The organism is Mesorhizobium sp. ORM8.1, assembly GCF_053005525.2.
Window position 1 is genome coordinate 1,326,152 of the sequence record NZ_CM132600.1, and the last position, 18,510, is coordinate 1,344,661.

Annotated in this window: 15 protein-coding genes and 1 pseudogene; 4 read left to right on the forward strand and 12 right to left on the reverse strand. The window is 64.4% G+C overall.

Features of this window, described 5'->3' with window-relative positions; translation table 11 throughout:
* Positions 1 to 18: 18 nt before the first annotated feature.
* Complete coding sequence (locus ACVDG8_RS07035) at positions 19 to 1,215, reverse strand: IS256 family transposase (protein WP_447251155.1); 1,197 nt, start codon at positions 1,213 to 1,215, stop codon at positions 19 to 21.
* Between the two features lie 350 nt (positions 1,216 to 1,565).
* Between ACVDG8_RS07035 and ACVDG8_RS07040 the strand changes: the two genes are divergently transcribed.
* The 3 genes from ACVDG8_RS07040 to ACVDG8_RS07050 are packed head-to-tail and all read left to right on the forward strand — an operon-like array spanning position 1,566 to position 4,658.
* The gene (locus ACVDG8_RS07040) at positions 1,566 to 3,887 is read left to right on the forward strand and encodes a PAS domain-containing sensor histidine kinase (RefSeq protein ID WP_447254066.1); all 2,322 of its coding nucleotides are present in this window, start codon (positions 1,566 to 1,568) and stop codon (positions 3,885 to 3,887) included.
* Between the two features lie 28 nt (positions 3,888 to 3,915).
* Positions 3,916 to 4,224 (forward strand): type II toxin-antitoxin system prevent-host-death family antitoxin, encoded by a 309-nt coding sequence (locus ACVDG8_RS07045; protein ID WP_447254067.1) that lies wholly within the window; start codon positions 3,916 to 3,918, stop codon positions 4,222 to 4,224.
* Positions 4,221 to 4,658: a type II toxin-antitoxin system PemK/MazF family toxin gene (locus ACVDG8_RS07050; RefSeq protein WP_447254068.1), complete on the forward strand. Its 438-nt coding sequence runs from the start codon at positions 4,221 to 4,223 to the stop codon at positions 4,656 to 4,658. The genes ACVDG8_RS07045 and ACVDG8_RS07050 overlap by 4 nt, the downstream gene beginning before the upstream one ends.
* 8 nt (positions 4,659 to 4,666) lie before the next feature.
* Here ACVDG8_RS07050 and ACVDG8_RS07055 read toward each other — a convergent pair whose 3' ends face one another.
* The 5 genes and pseudogenes from ACVDG8_RS07055 to ACVDG8_RS07075 form a co-directional block, all read right to left on the reverse strand.
* Positions 4,667 to 4,939, reverse strand: a complete 273-nt coding sequence (locus ACVDG8_RS07055) for a hypothetical protein (protein WP_447254069.1) — start codon at positions 4,937 to 4,939, stop codon at positions 4,667 to 4,669.
* Positions 4,936 to 7,895 (reverse strand): annotated as a pseudogene (locus tag ACVDG8_RS07060) (bifunctional [glutamine synthetase] adenylyltransferase/[glutamine synthetase]-adenylyl-L-tyrosine phosphorylase). The gene ACVDG8_RS07055 and the pseudogene ACVDG8_RS07060 overlap by 4 nt, the downstream one beginning before the upstream one ends.
* Positions 7,896 to 7,950: 55 nt before the next feature.
* Positions 7,951 to 9,420 carry an ATP-binding protein gene (locus ACVDG8_RS07065; protein WP_447254070.1) on the reverse strand — a complete coding sequence of 490 codons (1,470 nt, stop codon included), beginning with the start codon at positions 9,418 to 9,420 and terminating at the stop codon, positions 7,951 to 7,953.
* Between the two features lie 8 nt (positions 9,421 to 9,428).
* Complete coding sequence (locus ACVDG8_RS07070; RefSeq protein WP_447254071.1) at positions 9,429 to 10,103, reverse strand: response regulator transcription factor; 675 nt, start codon at positions 10,101 to 10,103, stop codon at positions 9,429 to 9,431.
* Between the two features lie 254 nt (positions 10,104 to 10,357).
* Positions 10,358 to 11,908, reverse strand: coding sequence for a Do family serine endopeptidase (locus ACVDG8_RS07075; RefSeq protein WP_447254072.1), 1,551 nt, complete (start codon positions 11,906 to 11,908; stop codon positions 10,358 to 10,360).
* 208 nt (positions 11,909 to 12,116) lie between these two features.
* On the opposite strand from ACVDG8_RS07075, the gene ACVDG8_RS07080 reads away from it, so the two are divergent.
* Positions 12,117 to 12,245 carry a hypothetical protein gene (locus tag ACVDG8_RS07080; RefSeq protein ID WP_447254073.1) on the forward strand — a complete coding sequence of 43 codons (129 nt, stop codon included), beginning with the start codon at positions 12,117 to 12,119 and terminating at the stop codon, positions 12,243 to 12,245.
* A 133-nt stretch (positions 12,246 to 12,378) separates the two neighbouring features.
* Here ACVDG8_RS07080 and ACVDG8_RS07085 read toward each other — a convergent pair whose 3' ends face one another.
* From ACVDG8_RS07085 to ACVDG8_RS07110, 6 genes are all read right to left on the reverse strand, one after another.
* A complete protein-coding gene (locus ACVDG8_RS07085; protein ID WP_447254074.1) occupies positions 12,379 to 12,840 on the reverse strand; it encodes a cytochrome c-type biogenesis protein in 462 nt (153 codons plus the stop codon).
* The gene (locus tag ACVDG8_RS07090; protein ID WP_447254075.1) at positions 12,837 to 14,825 is read right to left on the reverse strand and encodes a heme lyase CcmF/NrfE family subunit; all 1,989 of its coding nucleotides are present in this window, start codon (positions 14,823 to 14,825) and stop codon (positions 12,837 to 12,839) included. The genes ACVDG8_RS07085 and ACVDG8_RS07090 overlap by 4 nt, the downstream gene beginning before the upstream one ends.
* 2 nt (positions 14,826 to 14,827) lie before the next feature.
* Positions 14,828 to 15,268 carry a cytochrome c maturation protein CcmE gene (gene ccmE, locus ACVDG8_RS07095; RefSeq protein WP_447254076.1) on the reverse strand — a complete coding sequence of 147 codons (441 nt, stop codon included), beginning with the start codon at positions 15,266 to 15,268 and terminating at the stop codon, positions 14,828 to 14,830.
* 4 nt (positions 15,269 to 15,272) lie between these two features.
* Positions 15,273 to 16,409, reverse strand: coding sequence for a c-type cytochrome biogenesis protein CcmI (gene ccmI, locus ACVDG8_RS07100; RefSeq protein ID WP_447254077.1), 1,137 nt, complete (start codon positions 16,407 to 16,409; stop codon positions 15,273 to 15,275).
* A gap of 108 nt (positions 16,410 to 16,517) precedes the next feature.
* The gene (locus tag ACVDG8_RS07105; protein WP_455707601.1) at positions 16,518 to 16,955 is read right to left on the reverse strand and encodes a hypothetical protein; all 438 of its coding nucleotides are present in this window, start codon (positions 16,953 to 16,955) and stop codon (positions 16,518 to 16,520) included.
* A gap of 152 nt (positions 16,956 to 17,107) precedes the next feature.
* Positions 17,108 to 18,496, reverse strand: coding sequence for an ATP-binding protein (locus ACVDG8_RS07110; protein ID WP_447254079.1), 1,389 nt, complete (start codon positions 18,494 to 18,496; stop codon positions 17,108 to 17,110).
* Between the last annotated feature and the right edge of the window lie 14 nt (positions 18,497 to 18,510).

Genomic DNA, 18,510 nt, shown 5'->3' on the forward strand with positions numbered 1-18,510 from the left:
GGGCGGCCACGATGCTGGTCATGCGGCTTGGCGCAGCGCGAGCTTCTTGTGCTCGCGCAGGTCGTCCATGTTGATGTAGCGGTTGGCCTCCATCCAGTTTTCGTTGGTTTCGACGGCCAATGCCCTGACCAGGCGCAGGCAGCTTTCGGCATTGGGGAAGATGCGCACGACATAGGTGCGGCGCCTGATCTCCTCGTTGAGCCGTTCGAGCATGTTGGTGGACTTCAGGTGCTTGTGGTGCTGGCGCGGCAGCCGGAAGAAGGTCAGCGTCTGTTCTATGGCTTCTTCCGCCCAGCTGGTCAGCCGCGGGTAGCGGGCGGACCATTTGGACAGCCATGCGGCGAGATCGGCCCTTGCCTCGGCGAGATCGCGCCGGTCGTAGAGCCATCTGAGCTCCTGCAGACAATCGTCGCCATGCTTCCTCGGCAGGTGATCGAGCGCGTTCCTGAGGAAGTGGACGTAGCAGCGTTGCCATGCCGCTTCCGGGATCACCTCACCGATCGCCGCCACGAGGCCGGCATGGTCGTCGGAGACGACCAGCTCGACACCCTTGAGGCCGCGCGCCTTCAGCGAGACGAGAAAGTCTTTCCAGGCCGAACGGCTCTCGCGATTGGCCATCTCCACAGCCAGGATCTGGCGCCTTCCGTCCCAGTCGATGCCGACAGCGATCAGCACCGCCTGGCTCATGACGACGCCGGCTTCACGCACCTTCTCATAGCGCGCGTCGAGGATGAGGTAAGGGAACGGCTCTTGAAGGGGGCGCCTGGCAAAGGCAGCGAGGCTCTCGTCCAGCCGCTTGTTGATGGCCGAGATCGACGAGGCCGAAAACGCATGACCGCACAGCTCCTCGGTGATCGCCTTCACCTTCCTGGTCGACACACCCTGCACATACATCTCGGCCAGCGTCGCCACCAAGGCTCGCTCCGAACGCTGGTAGCGCTCGAACAATTCGGTCGAGAAGCGCCCCGAGCGGTCCTGCGGAACCCGCAGCTCAAGCTTGCCGACACGCGTGACAAGGGTGCGGCCATAGTAGCCCGAGCGGTAGCCCAGCCGCTCCGGCGTGCGTTCGCTTTTCGAAGCACCAAGCGCCTCGTCCATCTCGGCCTCGAGCACCTCCTGCATCACCGCGCGGATCACTTCGTGCAGTCCATCCGGGTTCGAAAGCAGAATGTCTTTGACGGCAGCGCTGGCGGTCTTACTTTCAATCTTGGTCATGGTGGCGTTCCTTCGCGGGAATCGGTGACGTGAACAATCACCAGCCTGCCATGACCGCCCCCTCTCAGCGAATTTGCAGAACTCTCAGCACACTACCGCGATTTGCGGAGATCGGCGCCTACCAAGTCTCCCTCCCTTGTGGGGAGGGATTAAGGTGGGGGTCCTCTTCGTAAAAACTCCCTGCCCACGAGGGGGGAGATCAGCTGTTTCAACGAATTTCAATCAATTTTTAATGTTTTTTGGCCGCGCCTCTGGACAAGGCGAATCACCTTTGATTCTTTACTGACGATTCGGGCGTGCGGCGTAGCCGGATCATTTCTGTAAATGCGGCAAATCGGGGAGTGCCATTTATGGCCAAGGCGGACGCGTGGGGCGCGCCCGGAGGGAAGGCTTTTGCGCGTCGCAAGGCAAGGAACGATGGACTTGCCGGCAACACGCGCCTGATCGCCGAACCTGCCTATCAGCGGCTTTTAGCCGCCGAACCGCTGCTGCGCCGGTCGATCCCGGCGCTGATCATCATTTTCCTCATCGTCATTGCAGCGCTGCGCTTCCTGTCGCTGATGAACGAGCATGACGAGATCGAGCGCGATTCCAAGGCCGTGCTGGCGCTCGCCGCCGGCCAGATGGCGCAGGCGATCACCGCCGACCCCAGCACGGCCGGCATCAACGCCATCGACCTTTTGGAGAACACCAGCCGCCAGGGCGCCATGGGCCGCGCCCATGTGCTCGCCATAACCGACGCCGCCTTCAAGGTCGTCGCCGTCTCGCCGCTGTCGACGGGCTGGCAGGGCCGGACGCTGGACAGCCTCGTGCTTGGCGGCCAGCCGCTGTTCATGTTCGGCGACCGCGCCGGCGTCATGGACGTCACCATCGCCGGACAGGACTGGTATGCGGCGGTGAGCCTTTCAGGCAACCGCAAGAACGCCGCCGCCGTTTTGGTGCCCCAGGCAGCGGTGTTCGACAGTTGGCGCAAGTCGATGTCGCTCAATGTCACGCTGTTCGTGCTGACGGCCGGCGTGCTGATCGTCATCCTCTACGCCTATTTCGGCCAGGCGGCGCGCGCCCAGGCCGCCGACCGCATCTACCTGGAAGCGCACCAGCGCATCGACATGGCGCTGGTACGCGGCCGCTGCGGGTTGTGGGACTGGGACATGGTGCGCGGCAAGATGTATTGGTCGCGCTCGATGTACGACATGCTGGGCTACGAGCCCTGCGAGGCCATGCTCTCCTTCGGCGAGGTCGACGAGATCATCCATCCCGAAGACGACGACCTGTTTGAGCTCGCCAACCGCATCATCGAACGCGAGATCGACCATATCGACCAGGTGTTCCGCATGCGCCACGCCGACGGGCAGTGGGTGTGGATGCGCGCCCGCGCCCAGGTGATCGATCCGGAGGCGCCGGAGATCCAGCTGATCGGCATCGCCGTCGACGTCACCGAGCAGCGACACCTGGCGCTGCGCTCGGAAGCGGCCGACATGCGGCTGAGGACGGCGATCGAGAACATCAACGAGTCCTTCGTGCTGTGGGACGCGGCCGACCGGCTCATCATGTGCAATTCCAAATTCCAGAAGGACAACGGGCTCTCCGACCGCGACGTGGTGCCGGGCGCCACACGCGACTTCCTCGAGGAGCGCATGCTGGCCTTCGCCTCGGAGCGCAGGCTGGCCAACGCCAACGGGCCGCAAGGCGGCGTCAGCTTCGAGCGGCAATTGGCCGACGGCCGCTGGCTGCAGGTCAACGAATTGACGACCCGCGACGGCGGCATCGTCTCGGTCGGCTCCGACATTACCCAGATCAAGCTGCATCAGGAGAAACTGGTCGACAGCGAGCGCCGGCTGATGGCGACGATCCACGACCTCAGCCTTGCGCGCCGCGCCGAGGAAGAACGCGCCAGCGAACTGGTCGAGCTCAACCGCAAATACATGAAGGAAACGGAGCGCGCTGAGGCCGCCAACCGGGCCAAGTCCGAATTCCTCGCCAACATGTCGCATGAGCTGCGCACGCCGCTCAACGCCATCATCGGCTTCTCCGAACTGATGGAACAGGGCCTGTTCGGACCGCTTGGCTCCGAGCGTTACGAGGAATACGCAACCGACATCAACGGCAGCGGCAAGTACCTGCTCGGCGTCATCAACGATATCCTCGACATGTCGAAGATCGAAGCCGGCCAGTTCTCGCTCGACCGCGAGGAGATCGACCTCTGCCCGCTGATCAAGGAAACGGTGCGCGTGATCTCGCTGCAGGCCGCCGAAAAGTCGATCATGGTGGACACACGTATCGCCGATTCGATGCGGCTTTTCGCCGATCGCCGCGCGATCAAGCAGATCGCCATCAACCTGCTCTCCAACGCGGTGAAGTTCACCGGACAGGGCGGCAGGATCACGGTCAGGGCGCGCAACACGTCGGGGGCGCTGGTCCTCACCATCGAGGACAATGGCTGCGGCATCCCGAAGACGGCGCTGAGCAAGCTTGGCCGGCCGTTCGAGCAGGTGCAGAACCAGTTCTCCAAGAACCATGCCGGCTCCGGCCTTGGGCTCGCCATCTCACGCTCGCTCGCCGAACTGCAGGGCGGCGCGCTGAAGATCCGCTCGACCGAAGGCGTCGGCACCATCGTGTCGGTGCGCATCCCGCTGAAGAAGTCGCCACCGGCGGTAAAGGTAGCGGCGTGACACAAAAACCTGCGCTGCTGCGGTAGGCTTGAAAAAGTTATCTATTTTATCTATTTTGGATAAAGAGGTGACTTTTATGCGCGTAACATCGACAGAATTTCAGCAGAATGTGGGCCGCTTTCAGGACGCCGCCCAACGGAGCCCTGTGGCGATAACGAAGAACGGCCGAGCCCACACGGTGCTCCTCTCGGCGGCAATGTTTGAAGTGCTGGTCAAAGGCAGGGTCGCCCGCCCCGTCGAAGAGTTGGACGACGAGACGCTGAACGCCATTGCGGAAAGCGCGGTGCCATCCGAATTTGATGAGATGGATGCAATGCTCAAAGACTGGACGCCGTGAGCCTGCCTAAGCCTGTCCCCGGTCTGGTGATTTCGTATTCCTACCTTTGGTCGGACGAGCAGAAGGAAGGCCTTGAAGAGGGGCGCAAGAACAGGCCCTGCGCCATCGTTGCCGCGCGTCGATTTGTCGAGGGCCGCGAAGTTGTGACGGTCGTTCCAATCACACACTCGCCTCCGTCAAATCCTAACGATGCAATAGAAATGCCCGCGGCTCTCAAGGCACATCTAGGACTCGACCATCTGCCGTCTTGGGTCATGGTCAGCGAAACCAATGATTTCCTTTGGCCCGGTCCCGATCTCAGGCCTACCCCGGGAAGTAATCCATCCCGCTTCCATTACGGCATGCTGCCGCCACGCTTCTACGCCCATCTGCGCGACCGGATTCTGCAGGCGTATGCACGTCGGAGGCTGCATCAGGTCCAACGCACCGAGTAGCCGCGATCTTAGGATTCTAGTCGCACCTTCTCCAGCGCTTCGGCGAGTTCTGCCACCGTCAATCTTCCGCCTTTGCCGGCGGCCAGCTCTCTCAGCCGTGCCTCCACTGCATCGGAAAATTGGTCGAAGCCGATGGTGCCGCCGGTCGCCTTGCTGAGCCGCGCCGTTGTACCGCCTGGCACGCGCTCGCCGCCGGCGGCCTTGTTCTCGGCATAAGCAACCGTGCCGACGGCGCCGGCCAGGGCCACGAAGGCAAGGGCAAGCTTGGTGGATTTCTTCATGGGTCTTCTCCTGTTGCATCGTCACCCCCGATGCGACCGGGCGCGCTTTTTCGCGCTCCGGCATGAAGCAGAAGGTCGAAATCCTTTCTGACCTTCCGCGACATTTCCTTGAGATGTGCCTCGAGCACGGCGAAATCCGGCAGGTCGGTCACCGCCAGGAGCAGATCCGACAAGCCTGGCGGGACATCGTCGCGCTGGAACTCGCCGGTGAGGCAAAGCCTGATCATCTGGGTCAGCGCCAGATAGAGCCGATAGGCCTCACCAAGCTCTTCGCGGATATCGGTGGCCGCGAAAGCGGGGCGAGCCGCGCCAGGATGTCGGCTGTCGCCGTCGCCCGACGGCCAGGCTCGACAGCGCCGATTATGACCGCAACCTGGGCGATGAATTCGAGATCGATGAGGCCGCCCGGGATGAGCTTTATGTCCCAGAGGTCGCGCGGCGGCTTCTCCTTCTCGATCATCGCCCGCATCTCGGACGCTTCGGCCTTCACCTTGGCGGCATCGCGCGGCTGCGCCAATACCGCCGCCACCTCTTCCTCAAGCTCGGCGCAAAGTCCGGCATCGCCGCCGATGGGACGCGCCCGCGCCAGTGCCATGTGCTCCCAGGTCCAGGCCTCCTGGCGCTGGTATTTTTTGAAAGCGTCGATATGGGTGGCGACGGGTCCCTTGTTGCCGGACGGGCGCAGGCGCAGGTCGAGCTCATAGAGCACGCCTTCGGCCGTCGGCGCCGAGACGGCGGCGATCAGGCGCTGCGTCATGCGCGTGTAGTAGTGCGAAGGCGCCAGCGGCTTGTCGCCGTCGGACTCCTCGGCATCGGCGTCATGATCGTAGAGCAGGATGAGATCGACATCGGAGCCGGCGGTCAGCTCGCGGCTGCCAAGCTTGCCCATGCCGAGCAGGGCTACCCTCGCTCCGGCGATCCTGCCATGGCGCAGCGCGAATTCGGCGATGACCGCGTTGAGCGCCGCTTCGATGGTCAGGTCGGCGAGGTCGGAAAAGGCGCGGCCCGCCCGCGCGGGATCGATCGAGCCGGCGAGCAGGCGCACGCCGATCAGGAATTTCTGCTCGGAGGCGAAGATGCGCAGGCGGTCGAGCACATCCTCATAAGCGCGATCGCCCTCTATGAAGGCGGCAAGCCGCGCCGAGAGATAAGCGCGGTTGGGCAGCTCGGTGAGCAACGCCGGATCGAGCAGGCCGTCAAAGACATGCGGCCGGCGCGTGATGATGGCCGCCAGCCTGGGCGCCGCGCCCATGATCGTCGCCATCAGCTTCAAGAGCGCCGGGTTCGACTGCAACAGCGAGAAGAGCTGGATGCCCGCCGGAAGACCGGCGAGGAACCCGTCGAAACGCACCAGCGCCTCGTCGGCGCGGCGCGTCTGGCCGAAGGCCTTGAGCAGCGCCGGCGTCAGTTCCGTCAGCCGTTCGCGGGCTTCGGCCGATTGCGTGACGCGGTAGCGGCCGAAATGCCAGCCGCGAATGACGCGGCAGATGTCGCTCGCCCGCTGGAAACCAAGCCCGTGCAAGGTCTGCAGCGTGTCCGGGTCGTCGACATCGCCGGTGAAGACCAGATTGCCGACGCCGGCGGAGAGCTCGGGCGCGGTCTCGAACAGCGCCGCATAGTGGCGTTCGACCTCCTGCAGCGCTGCGCGGAAGGCCTTGGCGAATTCCGCCTCGCCGGCAAAGCCCAGCATCAGGGCGATACGCCGAAGCTCCTCGTCGCTGTCCGGCAGGACATGCGTCTGCTCGTCGGCCACCATCTGGATGGCGTGCTCGACACGGCGCAGGAACCAGTATTGCCGGGCAAGGGCATCGCGCGCCTCGGCGGTGATCCAGCCGCGCGCGGCGAGCGCCGCCAGCATCGGCACCGTCTCGCGGCCGCGCAGTTCCGGGAAGCGGCCGCCGGCGATCAGCTGCTGCGTCTGGACGAAGAACTCGATCTCGCGGATACCGCCCCGGCCAAGCTTGACGTTGTGGCCTTTGACCGCGATCTCGCCATGGCCCTTATGGGCATGGATCTGGCGCTTGATCGAATGGACGTCGGCGATCGCCGCATAGTCCATGTATTTGCGCCAGACATAGGGCTGCAATTCCTTGAGGAAGGCAGCGCCGGCTTCAAGATCGCCGGCCACCGGACGCGCCTTGATCATGGCGGCGCGCTCCCAGTTCTGGCCGCGCGCCTCGTAATAGCGAAGCGCCGCCTCGACCGGGATCGCCAGCGGCGTCGAGCCGGGATCGGGACGCAGCCTGAGATCGGTGCGGAAGACATAACCGTGCTCGGTGCGGTCCTGCAGGATGCGCACCAGGCGCCGCGCCAGCCGCGAAAACAGCTCCGTCGCGTCGAGCGGGTCGACTACGGCTGGCGCCTCCGGATCGAAGAAGACGACCAGATCGATGTCGGAGGAAAAATTCAGCTCATGCGCGCCGAGCTTGCCCATGCCGAGCAGGATCCAGCCCGAGCCGCGCGCCGGATGTTTTGCATCGGGCAGCTTCAGCTTGCCCTGGCGGTGCGCGTCGAGCAGCAGGAAATCGACGGCAGCACCGGTACAGGCATCGGCAAGGTCGCTGAGCCGGCGCACGGTGACCGAGGTTTCGGCCTCGCCTGAAAGGTCGGCGAGCGCGATCAGGAAATGTGCTTCGGTCTTCCATTGCCGCAGCGCCATCATCAGCGCCGATTCCGAGACGTCCTCCGCCCTGGCGGCATCTCCGATCGCTTCGCCAATGGCCAGCAGCCGTTTTTCGATGGTCTGGTCGAACAACGTGTCGAGGATGGCTGGCCGGCGCCGCGCGACATCGCGCAGGAAAGGCGACAGGTCGAAGATGGCGGCGAGCAGGGCCTGCAAAGCTCCCTCGCCGGCCAGGAAGCCCGCGAGACGAGAAAGACCTTCCTCCTCGGCTGCATCGGCTATCTCCGACAGCTCGCGCCGGGCATGGGCCTTGTCCTGCGGCTGAAGCGCCAGCGCCGGGCTAAGCCGCCACTCGGATCCGGCTTTTTCTTCGCCATTCTCACCGCCATCAATGCGTCTCCCGCGCCGGGAAACTCATGACCACGGACAATCCCGGATTGGCGGGGGCAAGATCAAGCCTGCCGTTGTGGAAAGTCATGATCGCCTTGGCGAGACTGAGACCGAGACCCGAGCCCGGTTGCGAGCGGCTCTTCTCCAGCCGCACGAAGCGCTCGGTGGCACGCGCGCGGTCGCCATCGTCGGGAATGCCGTGGCCATTGTCGGCGACGGCAAGCTTGATCTCGTTGCCGACGCGCGCCAGCGTGAGCCGCACCTTCGGGCTCTCGGTGGCGTCCGTCGAATATTTGATGGCGTTGTCGACAATGTTGGAGAGCGCCTGGCCGATCAGCTCGCGGTTGCCGTTGACGACAAGGGCATCCGGCGCCGAGACTTCCAGCGCGACTCCCGCCTCCTCCGCCACCGGTTCGTAGAGCTCGACGACATCGCTCACCGTGGCGGCGAGGTCGACGGGACTGGTGGTCTCCGACGAATAACCAGCCTCCAGCCGCGAGATCATCAGGATGGCGTTGAAGGTTTTTATCAGCTGGTCGGATTCGGCGATCGTGCCCTCTAGCGCCTGGCGATAGTCGTCCGTCTTGTGCTTTCCGGCAAGCGTGGCTTCGGCGCGGTTGCGCAGCCTGGTCAGCGGCGTCTTGAGGTCGTGGGCGATGTTGTCGGAAACCTGCTTCAGGCCTTCATTCAGCATGGCGATGCGGGCAAGCATCGTGTTGAGGCTTTCCGACAGGCGGTCGAACTCGTCGCCGGCGCCGGTCACCGGCAGCCGCCCGGACAGGTCGCCACCCATGATGCGGCGGCTCGCCTCCGAGACGTTGTCGATGCGCTTCAGGGCGGCATGGCCGACGAAGAACCAGATCAAGAGCCCGCCGAGCCCCATCATACCAAGGGACAGCATCAAGGCGCGCTTGATGACGGCGCGAAAGCGCTCGGGCTCGCCGAGGTCGCGGCCGACCAGCATGATCATCTGGTTGGGCAGCCGCAACACCAGCGCAATGGCGTTGTGACCCTTCTCGCCCTCGGCTTGCGCGCCGCCCGTGCCGGTCGAAGGCGCGCTCTGGTCTCCGCTGCGCAGCCGGTCGAGCTCACCCTCGCCGAAACGCTGATAGGAAAAGGGTTCCGTGGTCCAGCCTTCGGTCTCGATCACGCCAGGCTCAAGGCTTTGCACGTTGCCGGTCAGGATCTGGCCGTTGGCGTCGGCGATGAGATAAAGGTTGGCACCGGGCTGGCGCGAGCGGTTCTCGACCACGCGCACCAGCACCGGCAGGCCGCCGCGCTGATAGGCACGCGCCAGGCCCAGCACCTCGTCGTTGATGGTATCCTGCGTCTGCGCCAGCAGCATGCGCGCCGACAGCGAGGTCATATAGAAGACCAAAAGCACGGCGCAGAGCGCGAAAAGCAGGAGATAAAGCGCCGAAAGCCGCGCCGCCGTCGTCTTCATGATGGCCGGCAGGGATAATGCCATAGTAGGCTCTACCCACCTTTCAGCATGTAGCCGGCGCCGCGGATGGTGTGCAGGATCGGCTTGTCGAAGCCTTTCTCGATCTTGCCGCGCAGCCGCGAGACATGGACGTCGATGACGTTAGTCTGCGGATCGAAATGATAATCCCAGACATTCTCGAGCAGCATGGTGCGCGTCACCACCTGGCCGGCGTGGCGCATCAGATATTCGAGCAGGCGGAACTCGCGCGGCTGCAGCGTGATCTCGCGACCGGCCCGCTTGACCGAATGCGACAGCCGGTCGAGCTCGAGATCGCCGACCCGGTAGACCGTCTCGGATTCCCGGGCGCTGGCGCGGCGGTTCAGCACTTCTACACGGGCGAGCAGTTCGGAAAAGGCATAGGGCTTGGTGAGATAATCATCGCCGCCTGCGCGCAAGCCGGTGACGCGGTCGTCGACCTCGCCCAGCGCCGACAGGATCAGCACCGGCGTGGCGTTGCCGCGCGAGCGAAGTGCTGCGATCACCGACAGGCCGTCGCGGCGCGGCATCAGGCGGTCGACCACCATCACGTCATAGTCACCGGCATCGGCCAGCGCGAAACCGGTCTCGCCGTCGCCGGCGACATGGGCGGTGTGGCCCGCCTCGGCGAAGGCTTTCTGCAGATAGTCCGCCGCCTCGCGATCGTCTTCCATGACGAGAATCTTCATGGACCCGTTATACGCGATTTCACCGGAAGGTTGAGGGGCAGCCATGGCTCTTAGCCTTTATGTTAAAGCGGCAGCGGGGATGGGAACCCGCTGCCGCCGGGAGCGAAACACGGTGACTGACTGACGTGTTCGGCCCCATGTTTTCCCGGCGGCGGCTCGGGGGTGTTGATACCGCCGCAGGGAAAAGTCGAGAGAGCAATTCCAGGAAAAATGTGAGGCGGTTTTCCGTTCGGAATTGCGTCAAAACAAACTTATCAGCCCTTGCCGACCGGCAGCGCCACGAAGCGGTTGCTATCGTCGCGGGTGATCTGCATCAGCACGGCCTTGCGGCCGGCCTTGGTGGCATCAGCCATGGCCTTCGAGACATCATCGGTGGTGTTGACATCGTTCGAATTGATCGAGGTGATGACATCGCCCGGCTGAATGCCGCGATCGGCCGCGTCGCTGTCGGGATCGACATCGGTGACCACGAGGCCCTTGCCGCTCTCAGCCTTGGTGACGGTCAGGCCGAGATCGGCCAGTGTGTCGGCCTTGGCGGCGGGCGCCTGCTGCTTGCCGTCGTCGTTCGAGGCCTGCTTGTCGCTTGCGGGCAGCGTGCCGAGATCGACCTTGACGGACTGGGACTTGCCACCGCGCCAGACAGTGACATCGACCGACTTGCCAGGCGCATAGGCGCCGATGGTGCGGGCGAGATCCTTCGGCGAGTCGACATCCTTGCCGTCGATCTGGGTGATGACGTCGCCGGCGGCGATGCCAGCCTTCTTACCCGGACCGGCGTCCTGGGCGCTCGAAACCAGCGCGCCCTTGTCCGACTTCAGGCCGAGCGACTCGGCGATGTCGGAGGTGACCGGCTGAATTTCGACGCCGAGCCAGCCGCGCTGGACGGAGCCGCTCTTCATCAGGTCCTGGACGATCTGCTTGGCGGTCGAGGCCGGGATGTCGAAGGCGATGCCGACGCTGCCGCCCGAGGGCGAGAAGATGGCGGTGTTGATGCCGATCACCTGGCCGTTGAGGTTGAAGGTCGGGCCACCCGAATTGCCGCGGTTGACCGAAGCGTCGATCTGGATGAAGTCGTCATAAGGTCCGGCGCCGATGTCGCGGCCACGGGCCGAGACGATGCCTGCGGTCACCGTGCCGCCGAGGCCGAACGGATTGCCGACGGCAACCACCCAGTCGCCGATGCGGACCTTGGAATCGTCGGCGAAGTCGACATAGGTGAACTTGCCGCCGCCATCGACCTTGAGCACGGCGAGGTCGGTGCGCGGGTCGGTGCCGACCAGCTTGGCGTCGAGCTCCTTGCCGTCATTGGTGACGACCGTATAGTCCGAGCCTTCCGAAACGACGTGGTTGTTGGTGACGAGATAGCCGTCTTCGGAGATGAAGAAGCCCGACCCCTGCGCCACCGGACGCGGCTGGCCGTTACCGGGATTGCGATGATTGAAGTGGCGCTGGCCGAACTGGCCGCCCTGGCCCTGGTCGCCGAAGCCGCGGAATTGCTTGAAGAACTGGCGCAGCTGCGGATTGTCGGGCAGGTTGTCGAAACCGTTCTGGTCGTCGGAGCCGTCATCGGCGGTCGGCTGAATCTTGGACTTGACCTTGACGCTGACGACAGCCGGCGAGACGTGCTCGACGACATCGGCGAAGCTAGGCATCTGCGGAGCCTCGACGCGCACGGCATCGGCCAGCACCGGCGCGGTGCCGGTGGCAAGCGCGCCGGCGCCGACGGCACCGATAATGGCCAGGGACGCGACAGCCGCCATCAGACGCTTGCGGGAACCGGAATATGAATTGGGGGCAATATTCATCGAGTTCTTATCCTCTATAGACGTGGATGCGCTCAGGCGATGCATCCTCGGCCAAGAGGATTAGAGAGCCGCACATTACGGCGCCATTTCCGCTACATGAAAGTTTTGTAATGTTGGCGGGCGGAAGGCACGCGTGAAATCACGAGGTTTCAAAATGACCACAGGCCGTAACACACGAATTCGAGTCTCAACCGATTGGGAGACTAAGATGATCGAAGGCATCAAGCACGGAATTGCCGACGCAAAGGCCGGTCGTTTGGTGCCTCACGTAGCAGCAATGGCGGAGATCGACGCGGTCACCGACGCCGTAGAAGCCGAGCGTGCAAGCAAGGTGTGAGGCGACCGTACCCGGAGGCATAGCGGAAAGCGCCCGCGACGTCGCCGTCCCAGAGCAAAGCTCCGTCGCGGAGACCCTGGGATGGCGACCACCACAAGAACTGTTGCAGGCATCACCAAAGTTCGCGATGGCACTAGTTGCGCAATATCTTTTCGAGCGCCGCTTGCTCTTCCGCTGAAAGCGCCGGCGAGGATGGACGGCGCGACCGGGCGCTGAATAAGATGAAGGCGCCGCCGACGAGCAGCAGGAGCACCGGTGTGCCCCACAAAAGCGCGTTGCGCAGGCTGAAACGCGGCTTCAAGAGGACGAACTCGCCATAGCGCGAGACGATGTAGTCCATCACCTGCTGGTCGGTGTCGCCGGCCGTGAGGCGTTGGCGCACCAGGATGCGCAGGTCGCGGGCGAGGTCGGCGTCGGATTCGTCGATCGACTGGTTCTGGCAGACCATGCAGCGCAGGCCTTCCGACAGCGCGCGCGCCCTCGCTTCCAATGCCGGGTCCTGCAGCACCTCGTCGGGCTTCACCGCCTGCGCGGCCCCGGCAAAAAGCAAGGCCAGCAGCAGGACCAGCGAGGCGAATGAAAACCTCGCCTTCATGTCTGGCTCGCGGTTGCCGCAGCGGTCGCCAATTTGCGCCGCCTTGCCGGCGCGCCGACACGCAAGCGCCGGTCGAGCAGCGACATCGCAGCGCCCGCCATCATCACCAGGCCGCCGCCCCAGATCAGCGTCACCAGCGGCTTCCACCACAGGCGCACGACGACCGAGCCGTCACTGCTCTCATCGCCGAGCGACAGATAGAGTTGGCTGAAGCCGAGCGTGCGGATGCCGGACTCGGTCGTCACCGTCTGCCGCACCGGATAGAAGCGCTTGGCCGAGGTGATCTCGCCGTCGTCGAATCCGTTCGAGATCAGTATGAAGCGGCCGCGATCCTCGGTGAAATTGGGACCCTTCTGCGGAAAGAGGCCTTCGAAGCGAACGCTGTGGCCGGACAGTTCCACCGTCTCGCCCGGTTTCATGGTGAGGATCTTCTCGGTGCCGAAGCAAAGCGTGCCGACAATGCCGAGCAAGGTCAGTCCTAGGCCCAGATGGGCAAGGGCTGTGCCGAAGACCGACCGCGGCAGGCCGATGAAGCGTCGAAGTATGTTCGACGGCGTGACCGAGCCGACACCCGCCTTGACGGCCAGGTCGGTCAGCGCGCCGGCCACCAGCCAGACGGCAAGGCCGACACCGAGCGCGGCGAACACCGACGCCCCGTTGATGAAGAGACCGGTGACCAGCATCGCGGCGAGCGCCAGCGCGAAGGCCGCCATCAGGCGCTGCGAGGCGGCAAGGATGTCGCCGCGCTTCCAGGCAAGCAGCGGACCGACAGGCACGATGGCCAGCAGCGGCAGCATCAGAGGGCCGAAGGTCAGGTCGAAGAACGGCGCGCCGACCGAAATCTTGCCGCCGGTCAGCGCCTCCAGCGCCAGCGGGTAGAGCGTGCCGACGAGCACGGTGGCGGTAGCGGTGGTGAGGAACAGATTGTTCAGCACAAGCGCGCCCTCGCGCGAGATCGGCTGGAACAGGCCGCCCGCCGTCAGCCTCGAGGCGCGCAGCGCAAACAGCGCCAGCGAGCCGCCGATGAACAGCGTCAGGATGCAGAGGATGAAGACGCCGCGCGTCGGGTCGGTGGCAAAGGCGTGCACCGAAGTCAGCACGCCTGAGCGCACCAGGAAGGTGCCGAGCAGCGACAGCGAGAAGGTGAGGATGGCAAGCAGCAGCGTCCAGATCTTCAGCGCCGAGCGCTTTTCCATGACGATCGCCGAATGCAGCAGCGCCGTGCCGGCAAGCCATGGCATGAAGGAGGCGTTCTCGACCGGGTCCCAGAACCAGAAGCCGCCCCAGCCGAGCTCGTAATAAGCCCAGTAGGAGCCCATCGCGATGCCGCCGGTCAGGAACATCCAGGCGACCAGCGTCCAGGGCCGTACCCAGCGCGCCCAGGAGGCGTCGATGCGGCCCTCGATGAGCGCCGCGACCGAGAAGGAGAAGCAGATCGAGAAGCCGACATAGCCGAGGTACAGCATCGGCGGATGGATGGCGAGGCCAAGATCCTGCAGGATCGGGTTCAAGTCGCGGCCCTCGATCGGCGCCGGATTGAGCCGGATGAACGGGTTGGACGTCGCCAGGATGAACAGGAAGAAGGCCGCGCCGATCATGCCTTGCACGGCAAGCACATTGGCCTTCAGCGTCGCCGGCAGATTGTTGCCGAAGACGGCGACCAGCGCGCCGAAGAAGGTCAGGATCAGCACCCACAAAAGCATCGAGCCTTCGTGGTTTCCCCAGGTGCCAGTGACCTTGTAGATCATGGGCTGCAGCGAATGCGAGTTTTCCCACACGCTCGCCACCGAGAAATCGGAACTGGCATAGGCGCTCGCCAGCGCCGCGAAAGAGAGTGCCGTCAAGGCGAAGCCGGTGACCGTGACCGGACCGCCGACCGCCATCAGCCGCTGGTTGCCGGTGCGGGCGCCGATCAGCGGCACCAACATCTGGACCAGCGACAGCGCGAAGGCGAGGACGAGCGCGAAATGTCCGGTCTCAACCATTGTCAGTTGGTGCTTTCCTGCCAGACGCCCTTGGCCTTCAGCCCGTCGGCGACTTCCTTGGGCATATAGCGCTCATCATGCTTGGCAAGCACGCTGTCGGCGACAAAGACGCCATCCTGGCCGAACGCGCCCTCGGTGATAACGCCTTGCTCCTCGCGGAACAGGTCGGGCAGGATGCCGGTATAGGTGACCTTGACCGACTTCAGCTTGTCGGTGACCGAAAAGGCGACGGTGGCGCCTTGGCCACGCACGACGGTGCCTTTCTCGACAAGGCCGCCGAGGCGGATGCGCTGCCCGGGCGGCACGCTCGCGGTGGCAAGATCGGCCGGCATGTAGAAATAGGAGGCCTTCTGGCCGAGCGCGTAGAAGGTGAGCCCGGCGGCGGCGCCGAGGAATACCAGCCCGGCCAGGATCACCGACAATCGCTTCTGTTTGCGCGTCATCATTCTACTCCGTCGCCGTCACGCCGAGGGAGGCGGCGAAGGCGGTGAACTTCCTGGCCTGCTCGCTGCCGGCGCCAAAGACGGCAACGGCGCGGCCGAGCGCATCGCGCGCCTGGTCGGCCTTGCCGAGCACGACATAGGAACGAATGAGCCGCATCCATCCTTCCTCGTCACGCGGATTCTGCTTCAATTTGTCGTCAAGGCCGGCAACCATGGTCTCGATCATCGCCTGCCGATCCTGCGGCGCCATTTGCTGGGCCGCTTCCACCTGCTGCGCATCCGGGCCATTGGCCGGTGTATCAGCGGCGACCGCGGGTGTCGCCGCCTCCGCCAGCGCCTGTTGTACAGCGTTGCGCCACGGCGAATCCGGCGCCAGCTGGCCAAGCATCTTTTGCCAGGCGGCGACAGCTTCAGCCTTCCTGCCCTCCTGGGCAAGCCCGACGGCCAGATAGAAACTCGCCTTGGCGTTGGCGGGGTCAAGCTTCAGCGCCGCCTCGAAGGCCGCTTGAGCGTCTGCCGAAACGATGCCGCCGGCCGCGCTGGCGATCGCCTCGCCCAGCCCTGCCTGGCGGGCGGCGCTGTCGCCGTCGAGGCGGATGGCATTGCGATAGGCGGTTATCGCGTCCGCATAGCGCTGCAGGCGCAGATAGACCGGCGCCAGCACGTCCCAGCCCTTGCCGTCCTGCGGATTGGCGGCAAGATGCGCCTCGGCGCGGGCAACAAGCTCATCAACGGAGGAGTCGGCCGGGTTCTTGGCGAGACGTTCGGCCAGCGGCTGCGAAGGCAGGTCGGGAGAGCCGAGCACGCCGTAGAGCGCCCAGCTCAACAGTGGGACGGCAAGCACCGCCGCGCTGGCGACCAGCCTGGCGCTGCGCGACGGGCTGGCGGTTGCGGCGCCTGGCTCGGCTGTCGCCCCGAGGCGCAGGATGCGGCGGCCGATCTCGGCGCGCGCCTCTTGCGCTTCCCCAAGCTGAATCAGGCCGCGCGCCATATCGCGGTCGAGTTCGGAGAGCTGGTCGCGGTAGACTTCGAGATCGTGCTCGCCGGCTGACGACGCGCCTTTCAAGCCGCCGGTGAGCGGCAAAAGCACCGCCAGGCTGGCGCCCAGCGTAAGGATTGCGGCTATGACCCAGAACAGCATGGCTCTTCCAATAAAGGCAGAGCCCTGCCCTGCCAACACGGATGTCCTGCGACGCTTTGGCGGCAGATCGACTGTCTGACCTTGATCGACGTCAATCCCGCCGACTTGTCAGCTCAGCGGCGTCCAGCTGCCGTCGGTGTTGCGGCAGGCGGTGCCGCGCGCGGTAACGCCCGCGCCGTTTGTATAAACGGTGTGGGTGTACTGGCGGCAATCCTGCGAGCCGACCCGGTAAGGCTGGGCGGCGACGACCTCGCCGTAGCGGGTCGAGTTGTCGCTCTTCCACGTCACCTTCTGGCCGCTGGTGTTGTATTCCAGCGCCTTGTACTCGGCCTCCAACCCCTTGCGCTTTTCGCCATCGCTCAGGCCCGAGCCGATCGATCCGCCGATCAGCCCGCCATTCATCGCCGAAACGATGCTGGTCGACACCTTGCCGCCGGACGGCGGCGTGGACACGGGCGTGACCGGAGAGGTCGGGCCACCCCTGCCCAGCGTCGTGCAGCCGGAAACGGCGAGCAGGACGGAAACGAGCGCGACGCGAATCTTCATGCCAACAACCGGTTCTCTTGAGCGAGATCTTGATGGACTTCTTGAGCGAGATGGATTGAGGGTCGCGCCATCGGGGGAGTGGTCACGGCCATAGTATTGATATTTGTCGGAAATTTGGCCGCGACCACCCGCCCGAAAATCGATAAAAAACATTATTGGAGGCTCCGCAATCTCACCACCGCCCTCAAGCCGCCCATGCCGGACCGTTCCAGCGCCAGGGCGCCTCCATACTCGTTGACGAGGTCGGCCACAATGGCAAGGCCAAGTCCTGTTCCCGGCTTCGTCTCGTCCAGTCTCTTGCCACGCTTCAACACCTCCCGCGCGCTGTCTTCGGGTATGCCCGGACCGTCATCCTCTATAACGATTTCAAACAGGTTGATGCTTCCCGGCACGGCGGCGACCGACACCATCGCGGCGCTCTTTGCCCATTTCACGGCATTATCCAGCAGATTTCCGAGCAATTCCTCCAAATCCTCGCGCTCGCCGGCAAAAACAATCTCGATCGGCGGCAGCGACAGCGACAATCTGGTTTGCGGATTGAGCTTCTGCAGCACGCGCACCATGCGCTCGACCAGCGGCGAAACCGGGGTGCGGAAGACGACGCTGTCGCGCTGGGCGGCGACACGGGCGCGCTGCAGGTAATGGTCGACCTGCTTTCGCATCGAAGCGGCCTGTTCGGCGATGAGCTGGCCCTTTGGCCCACCCAGCGCGCGGCCTTCGTTGATCAGCACGGCCAGCGGCGTCTTCAGCGAATGGGCGAGATTGCCGACCTGCGTGCGCGAACGCTCGACGATGCGCCTGTTGTTCTCGATCAGCGCGTTCGTCTCATTGGCCAGAGGCTCGATCTCGGCCGGGAAACTGCCGTCGAGCCGCTGCGCGGTGCCTTCGCGCACCATGGCCAGCGCGTTGCGCACGCGCCGCAAGGGCTGCAGGCCCAATAGGATGGCGATGGCGTTGATGGCGATCATGCCGATGCCGAACAGGGACAGATAGGTGAGCAGGCGGCGCTGGAAGCTGCCGATCTCCTGTTCCAGTTCGCTGTGATTGCCCATGACGCGGAAGCGCGCGGCGCGGTTCTTGGCATCGAGCACGAACTCGCTCTCGAAGACCTGCAATTGCTCGCCCTTGATGCCTGCCGTCGAGTAGCTGCGTTGGAAGTTCGAGTTGAAGGGCACGTCGGCGACTGTTGGCGACAGGATCGAGGTCGTCATCGAGGAGGAATGGATCTCGCCATGGACGCCTTCGGAAGCCGGTTCGACCGACCAGTACCAGCCGGAATTCGGCTCGGAAAAGCGCAGGTCGCCCAGATCGGGAGTGCCGGTCAGCGCGCCATTGTCGGAAATGCCTACAGAGCCGATCAGGTTGAACAGATGCGCCGACAACAGGCTGTCGAAGCCGCGCTCGCTGGCCTGGCGGTAGAGCGTGGTGATCAGGGTGAAGATGACGACGAGCGTCAGGATCGCCCAGATGGTGGAAAAGGCGATGACGCGGAAGGTCAGCGAGCGCGGCCAGAACCGCAGCCGCGAAAGCCATGTCGTCATAGTTGGCTGCAGCG